Raw genomic sequence first — 12,535 nt, forward strand, 5'->3', positions numbered from 1 at the left:
TATGTAGTAACAATAAGAAAAGAGGAAACTATATGTCAAACTTTGCAAAACTTCAAGAAACTCGTCGTTCTATCTATGCACTTGGTAAAGAATTGCCAGTATCAAATGAAGAAGTAGTAGCACTCGTAGAGAAAGCCATGAAAGAATCTCCATCAGCTTTCAACTCACAATCAAGCCGTGCAGTTGTACTTTTCGGTGCTGAATCAGATGCTTTCTGGAACGAAATTGCCTACAGCGAATTGGAAAAAGTAACACCAGCAGAGGCTTTTGAAGCAACAAAAGGTCGCTTGGCTAGCTTTGCGTCAGGTGCTGGTACTATCTTGTTCTTCGAAGACCAAGATGTTGTCAAAGGCTTGCAAGAAAGCTTCCCACTTTACGCTGAAAACTTCCCAATCTGGTCTGAACAAGCTCACGGTATCAACTTGTACGCAGTATGGTTGGCTTTCGCTGAGAAAAATATCGGTATGAATGTACAACACTACAACCCATTGGTTGATGCACAAGTTGCTGAAAAATACGGTATCCCAGCTAACTGGAAACTCCGTGCCCAAGCACCATTCGGTAGCATTGCAGCTCCAGCAGCAGACAAAGACTACATGGCGGATGCTGACCGTGTAAAAGTTTTTGGTAACTAATACTCTGCGAAAATTGGAAATATCCGTTGTCAGTCTGTCCAGGTGAGTGTAAGACTGTCGGATAGAATCTGAGACTTCCTGTATCAGCAGGAAGTTTTTTTGTCAGTCTAGCTTCAAAATATGATACAATAATAGGGTATTTCAAAGTACAAAGGAGAAAAAAATGGTACTACCAAATTTTAAAGAAAATCTTGCAAAATACGCTAAACTCTTAGTTTCAACAGGTATCAATGTCCAACCTGGTCACACGGTTCAATTGACTATCGGTGTAGAACAGGCTGAGTTGGCTCGTTTGATTGTCAAAGAAGCTTACGCTCACGGTGCTAAGGAAGTCTTGGTCAACTGGTTGGACGATGTGATTGCGCGTGAACGTTTGGTCAATGTTGATGTGGAACTCTTGGAACAAGTTCATCCACAACGTATCACTGAAATGAACTATCTCTTGGAGCGTAAGGCCAGCCGTTTGGTTGTCTTGTCAGAAGATCCAGGTGCTTACGATGGCGTTGATCCAGAGAAATTGTCTCGCAACGCTCGTGCACTCAGCCAGGCTTTGAACCCAATGCGGCAAGCATCCCAAGCTAACAAAATCAGCTGGACACTCGGTGCAGCCTCTGGTTTGGAATGGGCCAAAAAAGTCTTCCCAAATGCAGCGTCTGACGAAGAGGCAGTGGACCTCCTTTGGGACCAAATCTTCAAGACTTGCCGTATCTACGAGGAAGATCCAATCAAGGCTTGGGAAGAGCACGAAGCACGCTTGGTGGCTAAGGCTAAGGTGCTTAACGACGAGCAGTTTGTCAAATTGCACTACACAGCACCAGGAACTGACCTCGTTCTCGGTATGCCGAAGAATCACTTGTGGGAAGCGGCTGGTTCGGTCAATGCCCAAGGTGAACACTTTATTGCCAACATGCCAACAGAAGAGGTCTTCACAGCACCTGACTACCGTGTGGCAGACGGTTACGTAACGTCTACAAAACCACTCAGCTACAACGGTAACATCATCGAAGGCATCAAGGTAACCTTCAAAGATGGTGAAATCGTGGATGTAACGGCTGAAAAAGGCGATGAAGTCATGAAGAAATTGGTCTTTGATAATGCTGGTGCTCGCGGTCTCGGTGAGGTTGCACTTGTGCCAGATAAGAGTCCGATTTCTCAATCAGGCGTGACCTTCTTCAATACTCTCTTTGATGAAAATGCCTCAAACCACTTGGCGATTGGTCAAGCCTATGCCTTCTCTATCGAAGGTGGTACAGAAATGAGCCAAGAAGAGCTCAAAGAAGCAGGCCTTAACCGTTCTGATGTCCATGTGGACTTCATGATTGGTTCTAACAAGATGAATATTGACGGGATCCGTGAAGACGGTACCCGTGTACCAATCTTCCGTGACGGCGAGTGGGCTATCTAATGATATTTGAATGAAACTGGGCAAAAAGCCCAGGATCACTTCTCAGAGTTCGTATCAACATCTCAGCGCAGTGGTTGATTGGCAGATTTGTTCGTATTTTGCACTCCAAATCTGACCTAATCAACTGTGCGGGGGTGGGAAGACGAACTCTTTTTGACCTAGTCGAGTTCTTTCCCACTCCCATTTTGTAAATAAGGAGGAATACGGAATGTTATCAAGTATAATTGCGGGTGCCATTATTGGCTTGATTGCTGGGGCTTTGACCTCATCAGATGACCGTCGTGGCTGTCTAGGAAATATCATCCTTGGACTTGCAGGTTCATGGATTGGACAGTTGCTCTTTGGTGATTGGGGTCTACAGTTTGCTGGTATGGCTTTGGTACCGTCAGTCTTTGGAGCAGTATTGCTGGTGGCGATTTTTTCTAGTTCTAGACGGAATTAACTAAAATAATTCTATTATCCGATTTTTTCTGAAAAAGTCGGATAAATTTACTGGTATGCCGATATTATTAAAAGTTGCTTTTCATAGCTTTCGTGTTATAATAGAAATAGAAAAAGGTAGTTGCGATAACAACCACCTGACGTAGAACCGTTAAAAAGACGGTGACTCGTTTATATTAGACTATAACTCGTCCAACAACTCGGTCAAAAGTGGGGACGGGTTATTTTTTGTCATTTTCTTTGAAGATTTTATAGCACAAGCTGATTAAAGCAATGGTAAAGCCACCAAAAGCTAGAATCGTTTGTACAACTTCAAAAGCTGTCAAAAGAATGCTCCTCCTTTCTGTTAGATTTTGATGAATTGCCCATAGGCATCACCTCACTTTCAGAAACTCAAGAGCCACCGTCTTCACTTTTCTACTAAATAATTATATCATAAAATGCAAATATGTATTATATTTCTGGTATGCTGAAAACATTCTGGATAGAAGATGTTATCAAGTATTATCGCAGGAGCCATTATTGGCTTGCTTGCAGGTGCTCTTACTTCGTCAGATGACCGTCGTGGCTGTCTTGGAAATATCATCCTTGGACTTGCAGGTTCATGGATTGGGCAACTGCTCTTTGGTGACTGGGTCCACAGTTTGCTGGAATGGCCTTGGTACCGTCAGTCTTTGGAGCAGTATTGCTGGTGGCAATTTTTTCTAGTAGTCGAAAAAGCTAGATAGGGAGTAAACTATAGTTTCATGAAGTAATAAAAAATGAATAAATGGCATTTTATGAAAGAAAAATGAAACTATTAGTTAAACCACCACCCAAAAGATAGCAAAGTCGGATATAATAGTTGACATAGATATACAGAAAGGAAGGAAACCTATGTCAGATTTGCATCCATTTGGCCGTACTTTTAAAGAATTGAGAGAAAAGAGAGGGTTATCTCTAAAGGAAGCGGCTGGAAGTATTGTGAGTCCACAATTTCTCAGCCAGTTTGAAAAAGAGGAGAAGGGAATCAGTGTTGAGAACTTCAGTCGTCTCCTGATTTCGATCGGTGTCACCTGGGAGGATTTTGCCTTTCGTTATCAAGGGGATAGTATCGATTACTATCTTCAAGTTTGGGCAGAAAATAGACGACAACAGGTCAACAGTCTTGATTTTCGTCAACAGTTTAATGAACAAATGGGGGATTATGTTAAGGATAATCCCGAACTCAAGCAATTAATGTTGGACTTGGTTGCATACATGTTTACAGACTATAGTAAGGGTAGCAATCTGGATAGGAAGAAGGAGATAGAAGAAAGGATGATTCATCATCTAAAAAAAATCACCTTCCTCAATGTCCTAGAACATGACTTGCATGTGCAAATTTTTCAACATTGTTCCTATGAACTCAATGAAAAAATGACACAGTTCTATCTGGACACCTATAAAACGACCAAGAGTTTTGATACAGCTATTCAGTCCCTATTGAATCTGGGGTTTATGATCGACTACTTTTCCGAAAAAGGCTACTATCTCAAGGCTGGAACTCTGGCTGAAGAAATCAAGAATTTCCCCCACCCTGCCAAGCATTTTTTGGTGAGAGAACTCTGTCGCATCGAAATGCGGGCCGTTTACAATCTTCTACGGCAAAATGATAAGTCCGCCATCCCTCGTGCCCGAAACATCATTACCTATCTTGAAGCAGATACCAATCTCATACCCACCGAGGCTAATATGCGCCGGTTAATCGAATTTCGGGAAATCTTTAATAAACTCAACAAAACTGGAATAGATTTGACCGATTCAGTCGGTCATCGATATTAGTAAGGAGCAGCCGTGGCTGCTTTTTTTATCCCCAGGAAGAGAACTAGATGAAACTATAGTTACCTGTATTGAAAAAATCAGAAGAAATTTCCGCTTTACAAGTTAAATTGAAACAATTTAAAGACAGTGACCCTTGCCTCAGCCGTTCTTGCAACAGGAGTGGTTAGTTTCTCAGGTGTGGAAGCAAGTGCCGATACGCTGGACACGACACCAACAACAGCTAACGAAACTGCAACACCGACGACCAATCAAGTGACGGAAGAACAAGTAGCAGCTGCTAAGGCAGAAGCTAGCACTATTGGAGATGCGGTCAAACATCAAGAAACGGTGGTTGCAGATGCACTGACGACCAAGCAGGCAGCACAAACAGCTGAAGCAGAAGCACAAGAAGCACTTGTAGCAGCTCAAGCAACTGCAGAAACAGCAACACCGGAAGTTATTCAAACAACAGAAGCTGAAATTGTTGAAGCAGAAACTACCGTTTCAGAAACTGAAGCCTTGCTTGAATCAACAAAACAAGAAGCATCAACAGCACAAACACAAGCTAACCAAGCACAAGCAGTAGCTGACACCGCAAACACAGCTTATACAGAAGCTCAAGCACAAGCAGACGCAGCTCAAGAAACTGTCACACAATTGGAAAACCAAACAGTGAATGTTGAGCAAGCCCAAGCTAGTGTAGATACAGCAAAACAAGACGTAGCCACAGCAGAAGCGGCAGTAGCTGAAGCGGAACAAGCCTTGGTCACAGCACAAGAAAGTGACCAAACCTTGGCACAAGAAATTTCAGAAGCTAAATCAGCCCTTGATACCGCTAAAGAAGCTGAAAGCAACGCTCAAACTACGGTAGTTGGTTTGGAAGCTCAAGTAGCTGACACAGCAAACAAAGTGACAGAAGCTCAAGAAGTTGTGGAGTCTCTTCAGAACGAAGTATCGTACAATGTTGATATCAATCTACCACAAAACGTAAAAGATGCTGTTAAGAAATTCCTTTCTGAAACACGAACACTAGAAACTGTTGCGGAGTTGAAACAGGTCATTGAATCCGCACAAATTAGAGAAAATCTAGAACAACATTGGAAACTTAACATTACTGGTGGTGATGAGCTTGTAGATTTGGATAATTTGACGACCAAACAAATCGAACAATTAAACCAGTTCGCAGTTGATGTTTATAACACCTTGGCAGAAACCATTGGATTGACAACCATTATAGCCAACACAAAAATGATTGAATTGGCGAAAGTCCGAAGCGAAATGTATGATGCGAAAGATTCAGAATTTGAACATGACTTCACAATCTTACGCGAAAGTGAAAAAGTAGTATTCCCAAACACAACAATCACAGCAGGTGAAAACCTAGCATACACCACATATAGAACAACACCAACATTGCGTGAATTGATGGAAGACCTCAACACTTCGATGGTGTACATGACATTAATTGATGCAAACAGCAACTATGGTCATTGGAATAATTTCGACAAAGCTAAAAGTATTGGCTTATATGTTCACAATGAAGAAACAATGAATCTCGGTGGATATCTAAACGATGGTTTGAAACCATGGTACGTTTTCGCAACATATAGAGACAAATTCACAGACGACGGATTCTTCACAGAAGCAGTCGAAGCTAATAATTTAGTACACGCTGCAGATGTAACCTTCACAAGTGACACAAGCGCTCTAACCACAGCGAAAACACAATTGGCAATCGCTAATGTGGCACATAACCGTGCTAAAGCTGATTTGGCTCAAGCTGTAACGGCTTTAAATGACGCGAAAACCGAAGTTGTAAACGCCACAACCGAATATAATCGTTTGTTGTCTACCGAAAGTGAAACAACAAAAGCTCAAGCGAACTTGGATGAAGCTAAAACCAAATTGTCAGAAGCTAAAGTGAAATATGAACAAGCTGTGGATGCCCTAGATGCTCTAACAGCCCAAAAAGCTGAACAAGCTCAAAAACTGGCTACTGCTAAATCAGTTCTTAACCAGGCTCAAGCTAAGGCTGCTGACTTGTATTCAGACTATCTAGCCAAACAAGCCAAAGCTGATGAGTTGAAAACAAAAGTAAACCAACTCAACCAAGATGTTCAAAACTTGGAAACGGACTTAGCAAACGCCAAACAAGAAGTGGTAGATGCCAAGGCAAAACTCTTAGGTTTACAAGAAGCTGAAGAAAACTTGGTCAAAGCTCAAGAAGCTTATGACAAGGCTGTGAAAGCCAGAGAGGAAGCATGTGCAGTATATCAACAAGAATCTGCTAAGTTGACCGAATTACAGGATAACTACTCCCTTGCTGTGAAACACTACCTAAATCTCCTGAACCTTTACAATCTCCAAGAACAAGTGAAGGCTCCGACAGAGGGAACTGGTGATGACCAAGGAACAGTGAAAAACACAGGTACCCCAGCACCGATTGGTACAAATACACCATCAAATGTATCAACTATAAAGACAACTGGAATGGCGCCTACTTCTAAAGAGCAAACTAGATTTGTTGACGTAGAAAACGCGCCAGTTCAGGCAGCTAGCCTACCACAAACAGGAAGTAATGAAAGTATCTTGTCTAGTTTAGCTGGTTTCACGGTACTAGGTTTAGGGTTATCCCTCGCAATCAAGCGTCGGAAGTATACCGAAGAATAAAATGGCGGGTATCATACTCTTCGTCCCTACTAAACAATAGGTTTGGAAGAGTATGCTATCTTTGTATGAAAAGGAATATGACCCCGATGGTTTTAACTTGAAGGGTAAAGTAAAAAGGAGAAATTTATGAAAAAGATTTTACAATTAGTATTTTTGACAATCGTTGCAGTCGTTTTAACAGCTTGTGCCCCATCTGTAGATGGCACATATAAGGGTCAAGCTGACGGAGCAGAGTATGTCCTTGTAGTAGATGGAAAAGATGTTTCAATGGAAGTGACAGCTCTGATTTTTAATATGGAACTAGAAGGGACTATCGATACCTCTAAGAAAACGATGGACTTGTCTGGTTCAATGATGGGACAAGAAATCAATGAAACAGCAACCTATACTCTTAAAGATGATACAATAACACTCGAAATTCAAGACAATACAATCACGCTAGAAAAAGAAAAATAAGTTTCTTGTATTAGGAGTGAAACAATGAAAAAGTATCTAACACTGGGGCTTGCACTGGCCAGTTTATTCTTACTCAGTGGCTGCCAGTCAAAAATCGTTCAGCAACTGACGGGTGGTAACACAAGTTCATCAACTAGCAATTCAAGTACTGTCGAAACAAGCTCATCTACCACTTCTTCGACTAGTTTGGAAAGTAGTTCATCAACAAGCTCAGAAACGAGCACTAGTGCAACTTCTAGTTCCACGACTAGTAGTAGCCAACAAGAGACAGTGACCAGCTCAGCTGAAAGAAACTACGAGAGTCTGTATGCAGAAACGCTCACAAAAGTTGCTGAGGATCCTGAACGGACTGTTACTCACTATGCCTTTTATGACATTGATGGCAATGGAACAAAGGAATTGTTTACAGGTGTGCAGGACAGTACTGGTGCTATGTACGGAGCGGCAGTTTACTATCTGAACCAATCTGTTTCTACCTATCTGGCTCACTCGGAAGTTGCGCCAGTAGGTGGCTATCGGGCTAGTTTTACTATCAATTCGGATAGAACTGTGACCCAGTATGAATGGACTTCCTTTAGAGGTGAAGGGATTAAAAAAACTTATCAATTAGCGGCAAATGATAGCACAGCTATCTTGCTGGAAGAAAAAGAAATCATCATGGGAAGCGCAGAACAACAGGCTGAGGCAGACCCCTATCCTCTGGATTTGGCTATATTAAATTGGCAGGTCCTAGGCTATTAAACAACTAAAAAGCGTTGGATGGCTCTTTATCTTGTTGGTAAAAAAGTGCTAGCAAGATAGTAGCCAGATTAACCCTTATGTATGAGAGAAAAAAGGAGAGAAGGAATGAATAAACAGGATTGGTTGGATTACTTTCGAGCGGTCAATGGTCGGGAACCATCACCGCAAGAGTTTATGGATGCAAAGAATAATGGCGAATTTATAGTCGAAGAAGCAAGCTCAGGAGCAGGTGATGGAGTGGCGAGCGCAACCTTCCAAAAGGCGAGTGACGCGATTGGAAAAGTCAAAAATGTCAAAATCCCCACCTCCATGGCCAATGTTCTTTCAGCCTTGGACAAGAAGTGGTTGTTCAGACAGTATGTGATTGCTGGTCTAGTGACGGCATTTTTTCTAAATGATTGGTTTTCTAGAGGGGATATCTTTGAACTTATTTTTGCTTTACTTTGTTTTGCACTCACACCATGGTCCAGATTTGTTTGGCTATCAATCACTGACTTTTTCTTTGGTGGAACAGGCTTCATATATGTTTTGCCGATACACATTATGATTATTGTTCAGGTTGTACTTTATCTAATCACCTATATTTTTTCAATTATTCTTGCCCCTATCGGTTTCCTCTACCTCCATTTGCGGATAAATGTCTTTAAAAAGTAGGGTGATGGTATGAAAAATTTTGTTCGTGTTGGAAACAGTCGTGGCTGTGTCAGTCTTGCTGATGCCATTATGTCCAATAAGGGAGATACCATCATCTTGTTGGAACCAGGTTTTTATGACCTGAGCAGCTTCTATACTTTCGGTAGCAATTTTGAGTTTGTTGCCCAAGATGGTCAGTTGGGGTCAGTTGTTATCAAGGCTGGTTTTAAAACAAAACCTAATATCTCACTTGTCTTTAGAAACCTGGTTATTCAGGGAGACTTTCGGAATAATTTACTAAATGTCAAGGAAGGTGGTACTATCACACTTGATCGCTGTCAGGTCTTTCGGACAGAATTAGAACAGGACTATCCTGACTATCCAAATGGCTCCTACTATCCTATAATTCATAATACAGGTGGGCAATTGATTATCAAAGATACTATGGTATGGGATGATTATTTTAAAGACCCCATAGTTTTGAAAGATGATGCCCGATTGGAATTGATGAATAGTCAGGTTAGTGCCTTTACAGCATCCAATCGTTCTACTGTGGAAATGAGAGATGTCATCATTGATAATACGATATCGATCATCCATCAGTCTACAATGAAATCCTTTGGTACTTTGACCTTACGACAAAAGGATTCAAAATATGTTGGACTTCATGCCAATGACCAAAGCCAATTAATGATTGAAAAGATAGAATCCGATGTTGAAGGGTCTTTATCTGGGAAAATTTATAGCAGCCAGGTGGTGATTCAGGATTTAGCCTTGCAGCCCAGCCAACAGTTCACCATTCATCATACAGCGGATGCTTACATTGAAGCGAGATTTCCACAGGTTACTTTCCAACTGCTCAAGCAGGCAGCATCCAGTAATCCCATGGATGAAATCAATCAATTGACTGGATTAGCCCAGGTGAAAGAAAAAGTTACTTCCTTTATGGCTGTCGCCCAGGTCAATAAAATCCGTGCCATGAAGGGATTACCTACTCAAAACATCAGTTTCCACTCTATGTTTTTGGGGAACCCTGGTACAGGGAAGACAACTGTTGCTAGGTTGCTTGGAAAGGCCATGTACCAAGCAGGCGTCATTGCGACAGATACCTTTATCGAGGTTGGTCGAGAAGACTTGGTTGGTGGCTATGTAGGTCAGACTGCAATCAAAACAAGAGAGATCTTGGAAAGGGCAACGGGTGGTATTTTATTTGTTGATGAAGCCTATACCCTTTACAATGAATCGGCTAATGATTTTGGTAAGGAAGCTGTTGAAACTATCATGAAGTACATGGAAGATCATCGTGATGATATTATGATTATCTTTGCAGGTTATACGCAACAGATGCGGAACTTTTTGAAAATCAATCCTGGTATTGCTTCTCGGATTTCCCATGAATTTTTCTTTGAAGATTATAGTGTGGAAGAATTAGCTGACTTGGGTTTAAAAAGTTTGGCCAAAGATCAGTACCATGTTGATGAAGAATACTATCGGAAAGCCTTATCTTACAAATACCAGCATGATACTGACAAGAGTAATGCTCGTTATGTCCGCGGTTTCAATGAACAATTAACTATGAACAATGCCTTGCGTGTCATGATGGATATGAATGTGGATGTGACAGAAATTACCAAGGCAGACATCGATAAGTTGCTAGGCTTTGATGTTGCAGACTTATAGAGAACCTGGTCTTGCTGGTTTGTGGATTGGGCAGTTGCTCTTTGGTGATTGGGGTCTACAGTTTGCTGGTATGGCTGTAGTGCCATCTGTTTTAGGAGCCGTTTTATTGGTGGCAATTTTTTCTAGTTCTAGACGGAACTAAACACCTGAACCGTGCTTCAATTGGAGCACGGTTTTCATTGCCTGAATTTGTGCAAATTGCAATATTATTCGGATTTTTCAGAAAATTTCCATTTTTCTGTTGACAAGTGAAAATAAGTGAGGTATCATAGTAAACAATTAGAACACAGAGAGGAAAAGTCAAATGAACACTGTCACTACAAAATTCTTTGCTTTGTTGTTGCGACGGTCGGGCTAGTGCTGAAAGAATGCATTAGTCCTGTTTGGCTTACCAAGCGGGCGCTGTTGACAACATCTCGCGGGTAGGAGTCCTCGAGGTGTTTTCTTTTTTACTTGGTTTACTTACAAAACTAAGAAAAAGAACCTAATAGTAAGGTTAGGGTTATTTAGAAAGGTATTCTTATGCGTGTGATTGAATTTTTAGATACGACTTTACGGGATGGTGAACAGACGCCGGGTGTGAATTTTTCTATCAAGGAAAAAGTGACCATTGCCAAGCAATTGGAGAAATGGGGCATTTCAGCCATTGAGGCGGGGTTCCCGGCGGCCAGTCCAGATTCCTTTGAGGCGGTCAAGCAGATTGCGGCAGCCATGACCAAGACGGCCGTCACTGGTTTGGCCCGTTCGGTCAAATCAGACATTGATGCTTGTTATAAGGCTCTGAAAGATGCTAAGTATCCGCAGATTCATGTTTTCATTGCGACCAGTCCGATTCACCGTGAATTTAAACTTCAAAAGTCCAAAGAAGAAATTTTGGAGCAGATTACAGAACATGTTTCCTACGCTCGTCAGTTTTTCGATGTGGTTGAATTTTCACCAGAAGATGCGACGCGGACGGAGTTGGATTACTTGCTTGAAGTGGTGCAGACAGCGGTAGATGCAGGTGCGACCTACATCAACATCCCAGACACGGTCGGCTTTACAACGCCCCAGCATTACGGCGAGATTTTCAAATATTTGACCACAAATGTCAAGTCAGACCGCGAGATTATCTTTAGTCCTCATTGCCACAATGACCTGGGAATGGCTGTTGCCAACACGCTGGCGGCCATCAAAAATGGTGCGGGTCGTGTGGAAGGAACCATCAACGGGATTGGTGAGCGGGCGGGGAATGCGGCGCTGGAAGAAGTGGCCGTTGCCCTTGAAATTCGCAAGGATTTCTACAATGTGACTAGTCCAATCGTCCTTGCCGAGACGCTCAATACGTCTGAGCTAGTATCACGCTTTTCAGGAATTGCCATTCCGCGCAACAAGGCCGTGGTCGGTGGTAATGCCTTCTCTCATGAGTCCGGCATCCACCAGGATGGTGTCTTGAAAAATCCATTGACCTATGAAATCATCACGCCAGAGTTGGTCGGGGTCACGAAAAATTCCCTGCCACTCGGTAAACTCTCAGGTCGCCATGCCTTTGTGGAGAAACTGAAAGAGCTGGACCTTTATTTTGAAGAGGCAGATGTAGCGACCCTCTTTGCTCGTTTCAAGAGCCTGGCCGACAAGAAGGAAAAGGTTACTGATACCGATATTCGTGCCCTGGTAGTTGGAACAGAGATTGCCAATCGTGACGGTTTCCAATTCAAGGACCTGCGTCTGGATACCCAGGACGACGGTAGCATCCAGGCTCAGGTGACCTTTATCAATCTGGATGAGGAAGAGGTCTTGACGACAGGGACTGGACAGGGTTCGGTTGAGGCTGTGTTCAATGCGGTCGATCAATTCTTCCAGCAGGACATCAGCTTGGAACGCTACCACATTGACGCCATTACAGATGGAATTGATGCTCAGGCGCGTGTGCTGGTAGCCGTAGAAAATCAGGCAACGGAGACAGTCTTCAACGCCTCTGGTATTGACTTTGACGTGCTCAAGGCTTCAGCTATTGCCTATATCCATGCCAATGTTATGGTGCAGAAGGAAAATAGTGGTCAGATGGACAAGAAATTGTCTGAGAAAGAGTTGCCACAGATTTAGGAGGAAT

General features: G+C 42.4%; 11 protein-coding genes and 2 pseudogenes. 12 read left to right on the top strand and 1 reads right to left on the bottom strand.

The genetic code is table 11. From position 1 onward, the window contains the following. The first annotated feature begins 32 nt into the window (after positions 1-32). From ACVC7T_RS05440 to ACVC7T_RS05450, 3 genes are all read left to right on the top strand, one after another. Entirely contained in the window at positions 33-635 is a 603-nt protein-coding gene (locus ACVC7T_RS05440; RefSeq protein WP_105160279.1) for a nitroreductase family protein, read from the top strand. A gap of 163 nt (positions 636-798) precedes the next feature. Further along, on the top strand, positions 799-2,040 hold the full coding sequence (locus ACVC7T_RS05445; protein ID WP_014736428.1) for an aminopeptidase: 1,242 nt from the start codon (positions 799-801) through the stop codon (positions 2,038-2,040). 208 nt (positions 2,041-2,248) lie between these two features. After that, complete coding sequence (locus ACVC7T_RS05450) at positions 2,249-2,482, top strand: GlsB/YeaQ/YmgE family stress response membrane protein (RefSeq protein ID WP_105160280.1); 234 nt, start codon at positions 2,249-2,251, stop codon at positions 2,480-2,482. A 220-nt stretch (positions 2,483-2,702) separates the two neighbouring features. On the opposite strand, the gene ACVC7T_RS05455 is transcribed toward ACVC7T_RS05450, so the two are convergent. Beyond that, a complete protein-coding gene (locus ACVC7T_RS05455) occupies positions 2,703-2,843 on the bottom strand; it encodes a putative holin-like toxin (protein ID WP_105111299.1) in 141 nt (46 codons plus the stop codon). Between the two features lie 129 nt (positions 2,844-2,972). On the opposite strand from ACVC7T_RS05455, the pseudogene ACVC7T_RS05460 reads away from it, so the two are divergent. The 9 genes and pseudogenes from ACVC7T_RS05460 to ACVC7T_RS05500 all read left to right on the top strand — a co-directional run bounded on the left by ACVC7T_RS05460 (position 2,973) and on the right by ACVC7T_RS05500 (position 12,528). Next, positions 2,973-3,205, top strand: a pseudogene (locus ACVC7T_RS05460) (GlsB/YeaQ/YmgE family stress response membrane protein). Between the two features lie 152 nt (positions 3,206-3,357). Continuing rightward, positions 3,358-4,284: a helix-turn-helix domain-containing protein gene (locus ACVC7T_RS05465; RefSeq protein WP_105111297.1), complete on the top strand. Its 927-nt coding sequence runs from the start codon at positions 3,358-3,360 to the stop codon at positions 4,282-4,284. Between the two features lie 126 nt (positions 4,285-4,410). After that, the gene (locus ACVC7T_RS05470; RefSeq protein ID WP_447262596.1) at positions 4,411-6,933 is read left to right on the top strand and encodes an SEC10/PgrA surface exclusion domain-containing protein; all 2,523 of its coding nucleotides are present in this window, start codon (positions 4,411-4,413) and stop codon (positions 6,931-6,933) included. A 126-nt stretch (positions 6,934-7,059) separates the two neighbouring features. Continuing rightward, on the top strand, positions 7,060-7,389 hold the full coding sequence (locus ACVC7T_RS05475) for a hypothetical protein (RefSeq protein WP_105160282.1): 330 nt from the start codon (positions 7,060-7,062) through the stop codon (positions 7,387-7,389). Between the two features lie 24 nt (positions 7,390-7,413). Continuing rightward, on the top strand, positions 7,414-8,130 hold the full coding sequence (locus tag ACVC7T_RS05480) for a hypothetical protein (RefSeq protein ID WP_153056042.1): 717 nt from the start codon (positions 7,414-7,416) through the stop codon (positions 8,128-8,130). Between the two features lie 105 nt (positions 8,131-8,235). Continuing rightward, positions 8,236-8,784, top strand: a complete 549-nt coding sequence (locus ACVC7T_RS05485) for a hypothetical protein (RefSeq protein WP_105160284.1) — start codon at positions 8,236-8,238, stop codon at positions 8,782-8,784. 9 nt (positions 8,785-8,793) lie between these two features. Further along, positions 8,794-10,443, top strand: coding sequence for an AAA family ATPase (locus ACVC7T_RS05490; protein ID WP_105160285.1), 1,650 nt, complete (start codon positions 8,794-8,796; stop codon positions 10,441-10,443). Positions 10,444-10,450: 7 nt separating this feature from the next. Further along, a pseudogene (locus ACVC7T_RS05495) lies at positions 10,451-10,585 on the top strand (GlsB/YeaQ/YmgE family stress response membrane protein); the annotation flags it as partial. 380 nt (positions 10,586-10,965) lie between these two features. Next, positions 10,966-12,528, top strand: coding sequence for a 2-isopropylmalate synthase (locus tag ACVC7T_RS05500; RefSeq protein WP_447262597.1), 1,563 nt, complete (start codon positions 10,966-10,968; stop codon positions 12,526-12,528). Positions 12,529-12,535 lie beyond the last annotated feature (7 nt).

This window comes from Streptococcus sp. P25B114, from assembly GCF_053010325.1.